The sequence below is a fragment of the Dyella sp. genome (genome assembly GCF_035685885.1).
In the GTDB taxonomy this organism is placed as follows: domain Bacteria; phylum Pseudomonadota; class Gammaproteobacteria; order Xanthomonadales; family Rhodanobacteraceae; genus Dyella.
Genome location: NZ_DASRZX010000039.1, coordinates 1 through 16671 on the forward strand (window position 1 = coordinate 1; position 16671 = coordinate 16671).

Consider the following 16671-nt stretch of genomic DNA (forward strand, 5'->3'; position numbering starts at 1 on the left):
GACCATCGGCGCCGACGGCAGCACCGCGTTGGGCAGCAACGCCACCATTTCCGCAGCGGCCACCAACGCCGTGGCGGTGGGTGCCGACACCAGCGTGACGGCGGCCTCGGGTACCGCCATCGGCCAGGGTGCCCAAGTGACGGCCAGCAACGCCGTCGCGCTGGGCGCGGGTTCCGTGGCCAGCGAAGCGGACACGGTGTCCGTGGGCAACGCCACGACGCAGCGCCGGGTGACCAATGTTGCCAACGGTACGGCAGTCACCGACGCAGCCAACGTCGGCCAGGTCAACGAGGCGCTGGCCACCGCCAAGACGTATGCCGATGCCGGTGACCAGAAGACCCTCGACGCTGCCAAGTCCTACACCGACCAGGCGATCGCCAATTCCGATCTCGGCAACTTCAAGAACCAGGTCAACGACCAGTTCAACCAGGTCAATCGTCGCCTGGATCGCGTCGGTGCGATGGGCGCGGCGATGGCGCAGATGACGTCCAACACGTCCGGCCTGTCCGGCGAAAACCGCGTGGGCGCCGGTGCCGGTAGCTACAACGGCCAGCAGGCACTGTCGGTGGGCTACCAGCGCGCGTTCAACAACAACCGCGCGAGCGTCTCGGTGGGCGCGTCGATGGCGGGCTCGGAAAGCTCCTTCGGCGTCGGCGCCGGTTTCAGCTGGTAAGGCGGATGGGGAGCGCCCTCCGGTGCTCCCCGTCCAAGCGAACATCAACTCGGGGATACACATGAATCGCAGTCAGTACCTTTGCTTGACCGCGCTCGCCGCGGCCATCGGCTTTGCTTCGGCGCACGCCGCCGACACCACGGTTTCCGCAGACGTCACCGCCAAGATCAATACGCGGACGATGCAGAAGACCACGCAGTTCGACCGCTTCATCATCACCTACCGCAACGGCACCACCGAGCGCAGCAGCGCGACGGCCGCCACGCAAAACGTCACGGCTGCCGTGTCGCGGGCCAAGCTGCACGCCTCGGCCAACGCAACCGCCGGCTCCGCGCTTGGTGTCACCTGGAAGCGCAAGCTGGCGATTGGCTCGGATCTCGTCCGCACCAGCCGCAAGCTTGACCGCAACGAAGCCCTGACCCTGATGCAGCAGATCGCCACCGATCCGGCCGTGGCCGCGGTCGAACCGGACGTGATGCTGCATGCCGTGAAGGACTATGTGGCACCGGCCAGCGCCAGCCCGGGCGGCAGCGCACCCAACGACACGAACTTCCCGCTGCAGTGGCACATGCGTCCCGGCAACGGCACCGTGGAAAAGGTTGGTCGCGATACCACATCGTTCGCCAACTGGGGCGGCAGCGGCGCGTCGTCGGCATGGCCCAACTATGACGGCTCGGGCGTGACCGTGGCGGTGATCGACACCGGCGTGATCATCCACGGCGACCTCAACGAGGATTACGCCGGCGCCGGCTACGACATGATCAACGACTCCTTCGTCTCGGGCCGCGCCGCCGACGGTCGCTCGCCCGGCGGCTGGGACCTGGGCGACTGGACCAACACCGAGCCGTACATCACCGAATGCCTCGACGGCAATGCCAGCGCCGGCGAAGCCAGCAGCTGGCACGGCAGCCATGTGTTCGGCAACATCGCCGCGGTGAACAACAACGGCACCGGCGTTGACGGCATCGCCACCCATGCCAAGGTGATCCCGATCCGCGCGCTGGGCCATTGCGGCGGCTACACCTCCGACATCGCCGACTCCATCACCTGGGCTTCGGGCGGACATGTGGATGGCATCCCCGACAACCCGAACCCGGCGCAGGTGATCAGCATGAGCCTTGGCGGCGACGGCACCTGCTTGGCCAGCGACGTCAGCGGCACGGCGATTGCCGGTGCCATGGCACGCGGTGCGACGGTGGTGGTGGCGGCGGGCAATGACAGCGAAGACGCCTCCAGCCACACGCCGGCCAGTTGCCCGGGCGTGGTCGCGGTCGCTTCGGTGGGCATCACCGGCAAGCGCGCGTTCTATTCCAACTACGGCAGCACGGTCACTGTCGCCGCACCCGGTGGCGGCATCTATGCCAACGACGCCAGCAGCGGAACGCAGGTGGACGCGGGCTTCGTGTGGTCCACGGTAAGTTCCAGCACCACCACCCCGGACCAGGGCACGTCGGTGACCGGCGGCATGGCGGGCACCTCGCAGGCCACGCCGCATGTGTCCGGCATCGTTGCGCTGATGATCGAGGCGGTGAACGAGGCTGGCCACGCCACGCTGACGCCCGATCAGATCCGCCTTGCGCTGGTCAACTCGGCCCGCAACTTCCCCAATACGCCGGATCATCCGATCGGCGCAGGCATTGTCGACGCGAATGCGGCCATCAGCGCCGCGATCAACTACAACTCGGTGGCCCCGTCCATTGCGTTGACGTCAGGCGTTGCCGCTATCGCCAGCGGCAAGGCTGGCGACGCCATCCTCTATCGCATCGACGTGCCCACCGGCGCCACCAACCTGACCCTGCGCACGCTCGGCGGCACCGGTGACGTGTCGTTGTTCGCCAAGCGCGGCAACCCGCCGTCGAACGACGGTGGCAACGCGGACTTCAAGTCGGTGAAGCCGGGCAACAGCGAGTCGATCGTGCAGACGACGGTATCGCCGGGTTCCTGGTACGTGCTGGTGGTCGGCGTGAAGGATTTCGCCAACGTGCAGGTGCTGGCCAACTACACCGCTCACTGAGTCCTGGGCGGCTCAGACCCCTGACCGCCTTTTGGCCCCGGTCCGCCACGTCGGACCGGGGCTTTTTTATGCCTGCTGCTCAGCCATATGTCTGGCGCAGCGACGCATACACCGGGTCGGTATCCGGGCGCTTGCCGTGCCACAGTTCGAAGGCGTCGGCAGCGGTTTCGATCAGCATGCCCAAGCCGTCAAAGGCGTAACGCGCGCCTGCCGTGCGCGCCCAGGCGAGGAAGTCGGTAGCGGCCTTGCCGTAGGAGAGGTCGTAGCAAAGCGCGCGATTGCCGATGATGGCAAAGGGCAGGTCGAGCGACTTGCCCAGGACGCCGGCCGAGGTGGCATTGACGATCAGGTCGAAGGCGCCAAGCGCCGCGAGGTCTTCCCAGTAGCGCGTATGCGCACGCGCGGGATCGCCGATGGCATCGGCCAGTGCGTCGGCGGTTTCCGGTGTGCGGTTGACGATGGTGAGTGTTTCCACGCCGGCGTCGAGCAGGGCCCACGCCACGCCATGCGCCGCACCGCCCGCGCCCAGCAGAAGCGCGGTGTGACCACGCAAGTCCACCTGGTGACGCTCGGCGATATCGCGCACCATGCCGTCGCCGTCGGTGTTGTGGGCGGCGAGGCGTCCATCGGGCAACCGGGTGAGCACGTTGGCACTGCCGGCGCGACGCGCAGCCTCGCTGCGTTCGTCGGCCAGCTCGAAGGCGGCGGCCTTGTGCGGCAACGTCACATTGGCACCGCGTCCACCGGCGGTGAAAAAGGCGCGTACGGCCGAGGCGAAATCCGCAGGCGCCGCGTCGATGGCGCGGTACTCCAGTTCGATGCCGAACTGTCGGGCGAACGCCTGGTGGATCTGCGGCGACAGCGAATGGCTGATGGGATGGCCAAACACCGCGAACTGTCCTGCATTCATGCGCGCTCCTCGTGGCTTCAATGCCCCCGCCGAGCAACCGGCCGGGTCAGCCATTTTAGCGATCCCGGCTCATTTGGGTGCCTGCGGGACGGCGTCGCGGTTGCCGTCGCGGGTTTTGAGATCGGTGCCATGCAGGCTTGATCCACCGACACCGATGGAACACAGCCCATGCGCCCGAACGCCTCCACCACACACCACGAACGCCTGCTTGGCGCGGCCCTGTTGTGGTTGCTGGCCGGCGCCGTGCTGCTGATCACCACGCTGGTGCCCGCGCATACGGATGACCTGGGCTGGACGCCGGCGTTCTGGATGCTGGCTGCGCCGCTGGTGCTGCTGCTGGCCCTGGAGCCGGCCTTGCCGCGGCAGCTGTTGCGCGTGATGCGTCCGCGCCGCCGCACGGCCTCGCGGCTCATCTGGAACTGAATTCACCTGGCAGTGGATGCCGCGGCACGGAGTGCCGCGACGTGGGAACTCCTGCGATGGCTTGGGACAGCGGGCACCTTCGCGGGAACGGCGCAACGGAATGCACCGCATGACGGCAGTCCACGGATGGGCTGCCGGAATAACCCCCCACCGATACGGCCTTTTCGCAAGCGCGCATCACAGCTCATCTGTAGGAGCGCACCCAGTGCGCGATCGCGGTGTCGCATTGGCGACTCTTGGTGGGGTCATCGCGTCACCGCTCCGTAGGCTTTTCGCGCACTGGGTGCGCTCCTACAGGGGAAGAACCGCGCCGCTAGTCCACGATCCCCAACCGCTTGCGTTCCATCCGCCGCAGGAATTCCTGCATGATGCGGCCATACAGTTCTTCGCCGAGATAGGCGTCTTCCACGCCCGCATCGATCGACGGGTTGTCATTCACCTCGATCACCACCGGCTTGTCGCCCACCTGCTTGAGGTCCACTCCGTAGAGGCCGTCGCCCACGGCCTGCGTGGCCTTGAGCGCGAGCTTCACCACCTCGACCGGCGCCTCGCGCACCGGAATGGTTTCGAAGCCACCGGACTTCGCCGTGCCTTTCGCGCCATGGTTGTAGATCTGCCAATGGCCGCGCGACATGTAGTACTTGCAGGCGTACAGCGCCTCGTTGTTGAGCACGCCGATGCGCCAGTCGAATTCGGTGTAGACGAACTCCTGCGCCAGCAGCAGCGCACTGTGCTGGAACAGTTCCGCCGTGGCCTTGCCCAGCGCCTGCTCGGTTTCCACCTTCACCACACCGCGTGAAAACGAGCCGTCGGGAATCTTCAGCACCAGCGGGTAGCCGAGGCGCGCGGCCACGTCCTTGAGGCCCTTGGCATCGTCGCGATAGAGGATCTCGGTGCGCGGCACCGCGAGTTTGCGCGAGATCATCAAATCGTTGAGGAAGATCTTGTTGGTGCAGCGGAGGATCGACGCGGGATCATCCATGACCACCATGCCTTCGCGTTCGGCGCGATGCGCGAAGCGGTAGGTGTGGTTGTCGCTGGCGGTGGTTTCGCGAATGAACAGGCCGTCGTATTCGGCGAGGCGCTGGTAATCATTCTTGTTGATCGGATCGACCTCGATCCCCAGTTCCTTGCCCGCGGCGATGAAGGACTTCAGCGCCTTCTTGTTCGATGGCGGCATCGCCTCGGCCGGATCGACCAGCATCGCGATGTCGTAGCGGAACTGCTTGCGCGCCTTCGGCTTGCGCCATAGCTTCTTGCTGAAGCGGTCGAGCTCCTCGGCGAACGCGTCTTCCTGCTGGTCCACCAGCGTGTGCAGACCCACCGGCTTGATCGCGCTCACCTGCCACACGCGGTCGCGCTCGAACTCGATGCGCAGCAGGGGGCACGGGAACATTTCGAACACCTGGCGCGCAAGATCCTGCAGCGCGGGGTACGCAGTCTGGCCGAAGTAGACCAGGATGCCGAAGTCGGTGGTATCGCGGCCGCCGGCGGGCAGGAAGTGGGTGAGCTTGGTGCTCAGGTCCTCGATATCCAGACCGTACAGCGAGCGGCGACGCAGGTCGTTCACCGTACGCACGGTGGGCATCACGCGGTGGCCACGTGCCTCCGCCAGGAGCGATACGTAATAACCGGTACCCAGGTACTTGTAGCTGCGGCACAGGTTGAGAACGTGCGTGCGCTCCTCGTCGGCGCCCACCGGCTCGCGCAGGTAGTCCATGGCGGTGACGACGTCGACGGAGGGGTAGTAGGAACTCCAGTCGGAAGCTTTCTCGACGACGATGACGAGCCGGGTCATGACACCTCAGGTGGTTGGAAGTGTCGTCGCGTGGGGAACGAGGCGGCACGGCGCAAGGCGCGCAGTTTGGCACATGCAGGCCGCCGTACAAGGCGTGGCACTGAAGCAGGCCTAAATGCACCAAAGCTCATGATTGCCCCCGCGGGAGCCGGGGACTAGAGTGCGCCGCTTGGTCCTTTCCGCCCCGGGATCCACCCCTGATGACCCCTATGCCCGCGACCGCCGCCGTGCGCGTGCGCCGAGCCGAACTTTCCGATCTCGATGACCTGGTGGCGCTCGAAGAAAGCACCTTCGCCACCGACCGCCTGAGCCGCGCGCAGTATCGCCGCCACCTCGACAGCGAGAGCGCGCAGGTGCTGGTCGCCAGCGCCAACCACCGACGCTTCCTGGGCACGGCCGTGGTGTTCTTCCGCAAAGGCACGCAGGTGGCGCGCCTGTACTCGATCGCCACCCACGCAGCCGCGCGCGGCAAGGGCGTAGGCTCGGCCCTGCTTGCCGCAGCCGAGGACACGGCCCGCCGCCGGCGGTGCAGGGTCTTGCGCCTGGAAGTGCGCACCGACAACACCGACGCCATCCGTCTTTACCAACGCCTGGGCTATGTGTGCATTGGACGCTACGACCGCTATTACGGGGATGGAGCGGATGCGTGGCGGTATGAGAAGACGTTGGATTAGGGCAAGGCCGTTGCCGCGTTGCAATGCGTTCGGAGCGACTGGCGGCAGCATCGGCGACCACTGTAGGAGCGCACCCTGTGCGCGAGGTCTTTCGCCTCGGTCATCACCGCTCGTCATCCTGGTGCACCCCCAAAGGAGGCAAGGGCCGGGATGACGAATAGGAAAGACCGAGGCGAAAGGTTGTCGCGCACAAGGTGCGCTCCGACATCAACGGCGAATATCCGTACCGCATGCAGCGCGCAGCCACACCGCTCAGAACGGCTGCGCGATGCGCTGCTCCGTCACCTCATCCGGCCGCGCCACCAGCGCCCCGGTGCGCATCAGGCTCACCGTGTAGTGCCCCTGGTCCACCAGCGGCAGGAACACGCCGCTGCCGAACATCGCATCCACCCCGGGTACAAAACGCGGGTATTGCTTGTGCAGATCGAGCAGGTCGAAGGCGCCGGCCTGGCGGAAATCGATCACCGTGCGCGGCGCATGGGCTTCGTCGTTGGCATCGTCGTAGCGGCCGGAGAGTCGGTCCAGCCGATACAACGCCGGCGCGCCGGCCAGCATCGCCGGCAGCTTCCACTTGAGCACCACCGCTTCCACGCGCCACGCATCGCCCGCGAGATAGACCTGCTGCGTGTCGCCGTCCGGCCAGTGCAGCACCAGCGACCAGCGCTGTGGCGAGAGAATGTGCGCGTCGATCTCCAGCACCTGCGCTTCATCGGTCATCAGGCGATAGCCGCGCACGGCGAAACCCATGCCGGCCAGCATCAATGTGAGCGCGAACGCCACGATCACCACCAGCGAGCGGCCTGCGGCGGCCAGCCGCTGCCCGCCGTGCAGGCGATGGCGCAGGATGATCAGTTGCATCAGGGTGAAGAGCAGGGCGATCGCCGCCAGGATCAGCAGGATCGTCGAGGGAAGGCGCAGCAGCGCAGTCCAGTCCATCGTCTTTACTTCGTACTTCCGTACCGCGCGCGGCGGCGACGGCGGCATCATAACGGGTGCACGGCGGCAAAACGCTTGGTTCGTCGCGTTTTCCCTATACTTCGACCGTTCCTTCCGGAAACCCTCACGACATGCGCCGACTCCACCTGCTGCTTCCGCTGTGCTCCGCCCTGGCCTTGCTCGCCGGTTGCGGCAACAAGGGACCGCTGTACATGCCCAAGGCCACGCCTGCCGCGGCTCCGATCGCGCCTGCCGCCAAGCCCGCGCCGGTACCGGTGCACGGCTTCGTGACCGATACGGCGACGTTCGACACGTTCATCGCCACGCATCCCACGCCCGACCAGTTCCGCGTGGCGTATCCGGACGTGCAGCTGGTGTTGCCGGGCACGGTTGCCACCCGCGAATTCCGCAGCAACAACAGTCGCTATTTCGCCGAGCTTGATGCGCAGGGCCGCATCACCGGCGGCAAGTTCATGTGATGAAGCTGGCTTTCTCCAAGATGCACGGCATCGGCAACGACTTCGTGATGGTCGATTGCCGCCACCAGCCATTTGCGCTGGACGAGGAACAGATCCGCGCCATCGGCGATCGCCACACGGGCGTGGGCTTCGATCAGCTGATCAGCATCGAGCCGCCTCGCGATCCATCGTGCGCGTTCTACTACGGCATCTGGAACACCGACGGCTCGCCAGCGGGCCAATGCGGCAACGGCGTGCGCTGCGTGGCGGCGTGGCTGCACCGCGCGGGGGAGCTGGCGCTGGGCGACACGGTGCGCGTGGAGAGCCCGTCCGGCCCGGTCACGGTGCGCCTGGGTGGTCCCAACGAGGTGACCGTGGACATGGGCGTGCCCGCCTTTGCACCCGCGCAGGTGCCGTTCGCGGCCGACGCCGAGGCCCATCGCCATGCCATCGAGGTGGACGGCGAGATGCTGGAGATCGGCGCGTTGTCGATGGGCAATCCGCATGCGGTCGCCGTGGTGGACGACCTGTGCGCGCCATCCCTGCTCCGCCTCGGCCCCTTGCTCACCACGCACGCGCGCTTCCCCGAAGGCACCAACACGGGCTTCGTGCAGTTCGTCGATCGTGGCCAGCTGCGCCTGCGCGTGCACGAGCGCGGCAGCGGCTGGACGCAGGCCTGCGGCACCGGCGCCTGCGCGGCGATGGCAGTACTGCGGCTGCGCGGCGAAGTGGACGAACGCGTGCGCGTCACCTTGCCGGGCGGCACGCTGACCATCCAATGGGCCGGGCCGGGCGAAACGCTGTGGATGACCGGACCGGCGACGTTCGTGTTCGAAGGTGAGTGGCTGGGCTGACGGCGTGTTGAAAGCACGTGCCCGGCATCGCACACTCGGGCCAGCGACGCATGACCTTGCCGAGGAAATCCACGCATGTCCGACACCGCATTCGCCGACACCCTGAGCGCCAGCGACGTGGCGGCCTATCTGCGCCGCCATCCGGAATTCCTCTCCGACTATCCCGACCTCGCCGGGCAACTGACACTGCCGCGCGAACAGGGTGCCGTGGCATCACTGGCGGCTTACCAGCTGCACAACCTGCGCGAGAAGAACGCGGAGCTGGAACGCCAGCTGGCCGGCCTCATCACCATCGCCGCCGAAAACGAACGGCTGATGCAGCGCATCCACGACCTCAACATCGCCGTGCTGCGCGCGAGTACGCCGGCGGTGGCGGCGCGCAGCGTGGTGGCGCGCCTGTCGGAGGATTTCCAGACCGACCAGGTGCGCCTGGTGCTGTTCGGCAACATCGGCTTGCCGCCCGCGGACTGGCTGATCCACGTGCCTGGCGGGCGTTCCTCGATGCCGGAGTTCGCCGATTTCCTCGCCAACCATGAGCCCATCACCGGGCGGCTTTCCGCCGAGCGCCTGTATCGCCTGTTCGGCGACCATGCGCCGGAAGTGCGGTCCAGCGCGATCATGCCGCTGGGCGAGTTCGGCATCCTCGCCATCGGCAGCGGCGACGTGGACCACTTCCAGCCGGGCATGGGCACGCTGTTCCTCAAGATGATTGCGGCCACCGTGTCCGCGGCGCTGCGCCGTTCGCGCGAAGGCGTCTGATCCGGCATGAATCCGCAGGGCCAGGTCGATGCGTGGCTCGCCCGCCTGGCCGGTGAACGCAAGGCATCGACGCATACGGTGGAGGGTTACCGGCGCGACCTGGGCAAGCTGCTGCGCTGGATGGAAGCGCAGGGCCTGGACAGTTTCGACCGCCTGGAGCCCAACCGCATGCGCGGCTTCGTGGCGGCCGAGCACCGCGGCGGCCTGTCGCCCAAGAGCCTGCAGCGCCTGTTGTCTTCCTGTCGCAGCCTGTTCCGCCACCTGAGCCGCGAAGGCTCGATGGGCCATGATCCGTTGGCCGGCGTGCGCGGTCCCAAGGTGCATCGCAAGCTGCCCGAAGTGCTGGACGTGGACGAAGCCGCCAGCCTGGTGGAAGCGCAGGGCGGGGGCGCCTTGGACCTGCGCGACCGCGCCATGCTGGAACTGTTCTATTCCTCCGGCCTGCGCCTTTCCGAGCTCACCGGCCTGCGCTGGCTGGACCTGAACCTGCACGCCGGCGAAGTGCGCGTGCTGGGCAAGGGCAACAAGACGCGCATCGTGCCGGTCGGTCGCCATGCCGTCACCGCATTGCGTGCGCTGGGCGAGGCCGAAGGCGTCGTGCCCGAGCAGCCGGTGTTCAAGGGCCGCGGCGGCGCACCTATCAATCCGCGCACGGTGCAGTTGCGCCTGAAGAAGATCGCGCTGATGCAAGGCATGCCCAAACGCGTACACCCGCACCTGCTGCGCCACACCTTCGCCAGCCACATGCTGGAATCCTCCGGCGACCTGCGCGCCGTGCAGGAACTACTCGGCCACGCCGACATCGCCACCACGCAGATCTACACCCACCTGGATTTCCAGCACCTGGCAAAGGTGTACGACGCGGCGCATCCGCGCGCCAGGCGGAAGTAGCACCGGCAGCCATTCCCCTGTAGGAGCGCACCCAGTGCGCGAAAGGCCTGCAGAGCGGTGACGCTGCTCGATCCCAATGTCGCGTTCACACCGATGCCTGTCGCGACAATCTGCGAGATGGACACCACACCCGGCGGCGATCGCGCACTGGGTGCGCTCCTGCAAGAGCTTGCCTCCCCGTTGGATTCGCCCACCCCGCCCCCACCTCTGGCGAATTCGTACTCTGCGGAGCTCTCATGGAATCCTTTCACGCCACCACCATCGTCTCCGTGCGCCGCAACGGCCGCGTCGTGATCGGCGGCGATGGCCAGGTCACCCTCGGCAACACGGTGATGAAGGCCAACGCACGCAAGATCCGCCGGCTGGGCAAGGGCCATGTGCTGGCGGGTTTCGCTGGCGCCACGGCGGACGCATTCACCCTGTTCGAGCTGTTCGAGCTGAAGCTGGAGAAGCACGGCGGCAACCTCACCCGCGCTGCGGTGGAGCTGGCCAAGGAATGGCGCACCGACCGCCGCCTGGGCCGTCTCGAAGCCATGCTGGCGGTGGCCGACAAGGAAGCCTCGCTGCTGATCTCGGGCAACGGTGACGTGCTTGAACCGGAGCACGGACTGATCGCCATCGGTTCGGGCGGCCCGTACGCGCAGTCGGCCGCGCTGGCCCTGATGGAGAACACCGATATGGACGCACGTGCCATTGTCGAGCGCGCGCTGAAGATCGCCGGCGACATCTGCATCTACACCAACCACAACACCACGATCGAAGAGCTGTAAGCGCAAGGCGCGACGGCTCCGAGGGCCGTCATCCCGGCGCAGGCCGGAATGACGGCGAAAAACCCTTCTTCCGGTGACCCCATGTCCGAACTCACTCCCCGCGAAATCGTCAACGAACTCGACCGCTTCATCATCGGCCAGCACGACGCCAAGCGCGCCGTGGCCATTGCGCTGCGCAACCGCTGGCGGCGCATGCAGCTGGAGCCGAACCTGCGCGACGAGGTGACGCCCAAGAACATCCTGATGATCGGCCCCACCGGCGTGGGCAAGACCGAGATCGCCCGTCGCCTGGCCACGCTGGCCAACGCGCCGTTCGTGAAGGTGGAAGCCACCAAGTTCACCGAGGTGGGCTATGTCGGCAAGGATGTCGAATCCATCGTGCGCGACCTGGCCGATGTCGCCTACAAGCTCACCCGCGAGCAGGCCATGAAGCGCGTGCGCAGCCTGGCCGAGGACCGCGCCGAAGACCGCATCCTCGACGCCCTGTTGCCACGCCGCCAGCAACCCGCCGACTGGACGCACGATGCCGCGCCGGCCAATGACGCGCAGAACGACACGCGCCAGAAGCTCCGCAAGCAGCTGCGCGAAGGCGCGCTGGACGAGCGCGAGATCGAGCTGGACTTCGCCATGAACGTGGGCGTGGAAATCATGTCGCCTCCGGGCATGGAGGAGATGGGCCAGCAGCTGCGCCAGATGTTCCAGAACATCGGCGGCGCCAAGACGCAGCAGCGCAAGCTCGCCATCAAGGCGGCGCGTCCGCTGCTGGTGGAGGAAGAGGCAGCCAAGCTGCTCAACGAGGAAGAGGTGCGCACCCAGGCCATGCAGGCGGCCGAGCAGAACGGCATTGTCTTCATCGACGAGATCGACAAGGTCGCCCAGCGTTCCGAGTGGGGTGGTGCGGGCGTCAGCCGCGAGGGCGTGCAGCGCGACCTGCTGCCCCTGGTGGAAGGTTCCACCGTCTCCACCAAGTACGGCCCGATCAAGACCGACCACATGCTGTTCATCGCCTCGGGCGCGTTCTCGCTGGCCAAGCCCTCGGACCTGATCCCGGAGCTGCAGGGTCGACTGCCGATCCGCGTGGAGCTGTCCGCGCTGTCGGTGGACGACTTCAAGCGCATCCTGCGCGAGCCCAACAACGCATTGACCAAGCAGTACATCGCCCTGCTGGGCACCGAGGGTGTCACAGTGGACTTCACCGACGCCGGCGTCGACCGCCTGGCCGAGGTCGCTTTCCAGGTGAACGAGCGGACCGAGAACATCGGCGCCCGCCGCCTGCACACGGTCATGGAGCGGCTGCTGGAGAAGATCTCCTACGAAGCTGCTGACAAATCCGGCGAAAAATACCTGATTGACGCCGATTATGTGGATAAAAACCTGGGAACACTGGTTCAGGACGAAGATCTGAGCCGTTACATCCTGTAAACAAGGGGAAAGCCCCTGGCTGTTAAAATTGATCCATGGGAAATGTGATTGAACTCAAGACGACCGGCCAGCGTGCCCAGTTGCGCGAAGCGCAGCAGAAGCATCAGCTGGTCCGGTTATGGCGCGGCGAACTCGAACACGGCAGCTTCTGTGGCTACGTGGGCGGCGTGGGCCGTGAATTCTTCCTGCTGTGGGTCGTGGGTGATGGCATCACCTATGACGGCATGTACGTGATGCGTCATCGCGACGTCTCCGAACTGGAGGCGCCGGACAAGCACGCTCCCTTCATGGAGAAGGCACTGGTGCTGAAGCACCTGATGCCGCGGCCGCCGCGTGGCTTCCCGCTGGACGACATCCGCAGCGTGATCCAGGCCGCTGCCGCGCAGGCACCCGTCATCGGCGTGCATGTGGACAGTGAGGACGAGTCGGAAGTCTGCTACATCGGCCGGCTGGTCAGCGTCGAGGAAGACGGCTTCAACATGCAGGAGATCTCGCCGGACGCCGAATGGCTGCGCGAGGCCTCGTTCTTCTCGTGGGACGAAGTCTCCACGGTGAGCATCGAAGACGGCTACGCGACATCGCTGCTGGCCGTGGCCGGGACGCCGCCGCCGCTGGAGCAGGGCGATTCGGGCGTCGGACACGCGCAGTAATCGAAAACGAAAAGGCCGGCTTCGCAGCCGGCCTTTTTAGTTCCGCCCCTCGTTTCTCTTCTTCTGTGGGAGCGCACCCTATGCGCGACAACCGACGAAGCGCGGCGTGTGTCATTGCCGTTGGAAGGCCGGCAATCACGGTTGGGGTGAGAGTCTGCGGTGGCGCGCAGGGTGCGCTGCCACAGCAACAGTGGCCCCGACTTACCGCGTGGTGGCCGGCGCCGGCGCCGGCATCGGATCTGACGTGGGTGCCTTCACTGCACGCGTCGCCGGCGCCATGCCCTTCACCTGCTGCTGGAAGAAATTCTCGATCAGGTGATACACGTGCGCGCGCTGACCCGGCAGGTTGAGGCCGTGCTTGGCGCCCGGGTACGCCATGAACTGGAATTGCGTGCCACGTTTCTGCAGCTCGGCCATCAGCTCGGTGGAGTTGAGGAACAACACGTTGTCGTCGGCCATGCCGTGCACCAGGTACAGCCTGGCGGTGAGGCCATCGAGCCACGCGAGCGGCGAACTGCGCGTGTAGCCGGCGGCGTTGTCCTGCGGACGGCCCAGGTAACGCTCGGTGTAGAAGGTGTCGTAGAGGCGCCAGTTGGTCACCGGCGCCACGGCCACGCCGCCGGCTAGCTGGTCGGACGCCTTGGCCAGCATCATGGTGGTCATGAAACCGCCGTAGCTCCAGCCGAACACGCCGATGCGCCGGCCATCCACCCACGGCTGCGATTTCAGCCACTGGATGCCCACCAGCTGGTCGTCCACTTCGACGGCGCCCAACTGCTGGTAGATCGGTGCCTCGAAGACATGGCCGCGCCGCGCCATGCCACGGTTGTCCAAGCTGAACACCACGAAGCCTTGCTGCGCCATGTACTGGTTGAAGTAATCGCCCCACGCGTTGGCAACCACCTGTGCGCTGGGTCCGCCGTAGTAGGTGTCAAACACGGGATATTTTCTGGTCGGATCAAAACCGGCCGGCTTGTAGACACGGTAATACAGCGTCTGCCCGTCGGCGGCCTTGAGCGTGCCGAATTCCGGCTTGATCAGGCTGTCGCGGTACGGCCAGAACGGATGCTTCTCGTCGAGCCTGTTCGGCTCAATCCAGGTGAGCAGGCTGCCATCGGGCTTGTGCACGCTGACCTGCGGGGGCGTGTCGATGCTGGAGAACGAGTCGACGTAGAAGCTGCCGTCGATGGCGAACTCCGCCATGTGCGTGCCAGCACCCTGGCTCACGCGTACCGGCGCCTTCGCCGTGCTGCCGTCGAGCTTGAGCGCGTACACCTGGCGCTCTGGCACCGCATCCTTGTTGGACGCGACGTAGACCATGCCTGTGTGCTCATTGAGCGCGAGCAAGCCGTCGATCGGCCACTCGCCTTCGCTCACCGCATGCCTGAGCTTGCCGTCGATGCCGTACAGATAGAGATGGTGATAACCCGAACGCTCGCTGCCCCACAGGAACGACTTGCCGTCCTTGAGAAAGGTGAGGTCATCGTTGAGGTTGATCCAGTTGTCGCTGGTCTCGGTGAGCAGGGTACGTTGCGCCAGCGTCTTCGCATCCACCAGCCGCAGCTCCAGCCGCTGCTGATTGCGCGGCATGCGCTGGTAGCTGACGTGCTTGCCGTCGGGCAGCCAGTTCACGCGGGTGAGATAGATGTCGGTGTCCTTGCCTAGGTCGATCCAGCGCGGCTGGCCACCCGCGGGCGACACCAGGCCCAGCTTCACCAGCACGTTGGGCGTGCCCGCGCCGGGATAACGCTGGTCGATCACGTCGGTGTGATCGGCATACAGCTCGGTGCGCTTGGTCACCTGCACGCGCGCTTCGTCGTAGCGCTCGAAGGCAATGCTCGAATCGTCAGGCGCCCACCAGTAACCGGTGCTGCGATCCATTTCCTCCTGCGCGACGAACTCGGCCTCGCCGTTGTGCACGGTGCCGCCGCCGTCATGGGTAAGTTGCTTCGCGTCGCCCGAAGCAAGGTCGATCACCCACAGGTTCTGCTCGCGCACGTAGGACACGTAGCGGCCCTTGGGCGAGATCTTCGGATCGATCACGTCATCGCCGGTGTCGAGCACGCGTGGCGCGGCATCGGGTGTGGCCAGCGAATAAACGTAGAGCTTGCCGCCGATCGGGAGCAGCAACTGCTTGCCGTCCGGCGACCACTGGTAGCTGACGATGCCATGCAGGCCCGCGGTGCGTTCGCGCTCACGGCGCGCCTTCTCCGCATCGGAGAGCTGCTCGCCGTTGGGCTCAAGCTTCTTCGAATCGACCAGCAGGCGGGTTTTGTTGTCCTTGAGCTGGTATTCCCACAGGTCCAGCTGGAACTGGTCATCCGGCTTGGCGCGCAGGAAGGTGACGCGCGTGCCGTCGGGCGACACCTGCAGTCCACGCGGCGCGGGACCGGCAAGGCTGCCGCCATCGAAGATGCGTTCGATCGTGAGTTTTTCGGCCATGGTCGGCAGGGCCACCATCGTCAGGGCGGCAAAAAGCAGGGCGCGCATGGAGACTTCCTTGGGCGACGCGTCATACGCAAGAACAAGCGGCGATTAGAACGCGTGCCGCCCAAGGAAACCAGCGGTTTTTGAGCAGCAGGGGTCAAGAAGCGAGGAGTGAGAGACAAGCACCTCCACTCCATCTCTACCTTGCTCACTCCTCTTCACCCGCTTCTAGCGCTTCTAGCGCTTCGCACCCTGACCGAAGAGCACCTTGCGCGCATCCTCGTCGGTAGTCAGGTCGAAGCGATCCTTGATCTCCTCGCCCAGCGCATACGCGCGCTTGGTGGCGGGACGATCCCGGATGGACTCGAACCACGCCTTCAGGTGCGGGAAGTCCTCCAGCGCCATGCCCTGGCTTTCATAGGGCACGATCCACGGATAGGCGGCCATGTCGGCGATGGTGTAATCCCTGCCGGCGATGAAGGCGCGGCCTTCCAGCTGCTTGTCGAGCACGCCGTACAGCCGGCGCGTTTCGTTGACATAGCGCTCGATCGCGTAGGGAATCTTGTCGGGCGCGTAGCGGCTGAAATGATGGTTCTGCCCCAGCATCGGGCCCAGGCCACCGACCTGCCAGTACACCCATTCCAGCACCTTGTACTTGCCGCGCGTGTCGGCGGGCAGGAAGCGCCCGCTCTTTTCCGCCAGGTACTGCAGGATCGCACCGGACTCGAACACGGTGATAGGCTCGCCGCCGCTCACCGGCGCGGTGTCCACGATGGCCGGCATTTTGTTGTTGGGGGAAATGGCGAGATAGGCAGGCTTGAACTGGTCGCCGCGGCCGATATTCACCGGCTTCATCGTATAAGCCAGGCCCGATTCCTCGAGGAACAGGGTGATCTTGTGGCCGTTGGGCGTGGGCCAGTAGTAGAGCTCGATCATGGGCGGTTTCCTTGGCGCGGACACTTCGTTGATGTTCGGGGCGATAGTCTCGTATTCAAGCCGAACGCCCGGGCCG

General features: G+C 65.9%; 16 protein-coding genes. 11 read left to right on the forward strand and 5 right to left on the reverse strand.

What is annotated here, in order from left to right; genetic code table 11:
- Both VFG49_RS04650 and VFG49_RS04655 read left to right on the forward strand, forming a co-directional pair.
- Positions 1-673, forward strand: a 673-nt coding sequence (locus VFG49_RS04650) for a YadA family autotransporter adhesin (protein ID WP_324858346.1), incomplete at its 5' end; no start/stop codon positions are given.
- Positions 674-734: 61 nt separating this feature from the next.
- Positions 735-2687 (forward strand): S8 family serine peptidase, encoded by a 1953-nt coding sequence (locus tag VFG49_RS04655; protein ID WP_324858347.1) that lies wholly within the window; start codon positions 735-737, stop codon positions 2685-2687.
- Positions 2688-2766: 79 nt separating this feature from the next.
- Here the strand turns inward: VFG49_RS04655 and aroE are convergent, their stop codons facing one another.
- Positions 2767-3597 (reverse strand): shikimate dehydrogenase, encoded by an 831-nt coding sequence (gene aroE, locus VFG49_RS04660; RefSeq protein ID WP_324858348.1) that lies wholly within the window; start codon positions 3595-3597, stop codon positions 2767-2769.
- 168 nt (positions 3598-3765) lie between these two features.
- Between aroE and VFG49_RS04665 the strand changes: the two genes are divergently transcribed.
- A complete protein-coding gene (locus VFG49_RS04665) occupies positions 3766-4020 on the forward strand; it encodes a hypothetical protein (RefSeq protein ID WP_324858349.1) in 255 nt (84 codons plus the stop codon).
- Between the two features lie 313 nt (positions 4021-4333).
- On the opposite strand, the gene VFG49_RS04670 is transcribed toward VFG49_RS04665, so the two are convergent.
- Positions 4334-5818 (reverse strand): RimK family protein, encoded by a 1485-nt coding sequence (locus tag VFG49_RS04670; RefSeq protein WP_324858350.1) that lies wholly within the window; start codon positions 5816-5818, stop codon positions 4334-4336.
- A gap of 200 nt (positions 5819-6018) precedes the next feature.
- Here VFG49_RS04670 and VFG49_RS04675 point away from each other — a divergent pair, with 200 nt between their 5' ends.
- Entirely contained in the window at positions 6019-6492 is a 474-nt protein-coding gene (locus VFG49_RS04675) for an N-acetyltransferase (protein ID WP_324858351.1), read from the forward strand.
- 252 nt (positions 6493-6744) lie between these two features.
- Here the strand turns inward: VFG49_RS04675 and VFG49_RS04680 are convergent, their stop codons facing one another.
- Positions 6745-7428 carry a hypothetical protein gene (locus VFG49_RS04680; protein ID WP_324858352.1) on the reverse strand — a complete coding sequence of 228 codons (684 nt, stop codon included), beginning with the start codon at positions 7426-7428 and terminating at the stop codon, positions 6745-6747.
- Between the two features lie 131 nt (positions 7429-7559).
- Between VFG49_RS04680 and lptM the strand changes: the two genes are divergently transcribed.
- The 7 genes from lptM to VFG49_RS04715 all read left to right on the forward strand — a co-directional run bounded on the left by lptM (position 7560) and on the right by VFG49_RS04715 (position 13232).
- Positions 7560-7907 (forward strand): LPS translocon maturation chaperone LptM, encoded by a 348-nt coding sequence (gene lptM / locus VFG49_RS04685; RefSeq protein ID WP_324858353.1) that lies wholly within the window; start codon positions 7560-7562, stop codon positions 7905-7907.
- Positions 7907-8740 (forward strand): diaminopimelate epimerase, encoded by an 834-nt coding sequence (gene dapF / locus VFG49_RS04690; protein WP_324858354.1) that lies wholly within the window; start codon positions 7907-7909, stop codon positions 8738-8740. Before lptM ends, dapF begins: the two co-directional genes overlap by 1 nt.
- 75 nt (positions 8741-8815) lie before the next feature.
- Positions 8816-9499: a DUF484 family protein gene (locus VFG49_RS04695; RefSeq protein ID WP_324858355.1), complete on the forward strand. Its 684-nt coding sequence runs from the start codon at positions 8816-8818 to the stop codon at positions 9497-9499.
- Between the two features lie 6 nt (positions 9500-9505).
- The gene (gene xerC, locus VFG49_RS04700) at positions 9506-10390 is read left to right on the forward strand and encodes a tyrosine recombinase XerC (RefSeq protein ID WP_324858356.1); all 885 of its coding nucleotides are present in this window, start codon (positions 9506-9508) and stop codon (positions 10388-10390) included.
- Between the two features lie 236 nt (positions 10391-10626).
- Positions 10627-11160, forward strand: a complete 534-nt coding sequence (hslV, locus tag VFG49_RS04705) for an ATP-dependent protease subunit HslV (RefSeq protein WP_324858357.1) — start codon at positions 10627-10629, stop codon at positions 11158-11160.
- Positions 11161-11241: 81 nt separating this feature from the next.
- Positions 11242-12582, forward strand: coding sequence for an ATP-dependent protease ATPase subunit HslU (hslU, locus tag VFG49_RS04710; RefSeq protein WP_324858358.1), 1341 nt, complete (start codon positions 11242-11244; stop codon positions 12580-12582).
- A gap of 35 nt (positions 12583-12617) precedes the next feature.
- A complete protein-coding gene (locus tag VFG49_RS04715; protein WP_324858359.1) occupies positions 12618-13232 on the forward strand; it encodes a hypothetical protein in 615 nt (204 codons plus the stop codon).
- A 201-nt stretch (positions 13233-13433) separates the two neighbouring features.
- Here the strand turns inward: VFG49_RS04715 and VFG49_RS04720 are convergent, their stop codons facing one another.
- Positions 13434-15722, reverse strand: a complete 2289-nt coding sequence (locus tag VFG49_RS04720; RefSeq protein WP_324858360.1) for a S9 family peptidase — start codon at positions 15720-15722, stop codon at positions 13434-13436.
- Positions 15723-15896: 174 nt separating this feature from the next.
- Positions 15897-16595 (reverse strand): glutathione binding-like protein, encoded by a 699-nt coding sequence (locus VFG49_RS04725; protein WP_324858361.1) that lies wholly within the window; start codon positions 16593-16595, stop codon positions 15897-15899.
- Between the last annotated feature and the right edge of the window lie 76 nt (positions 16596-16671).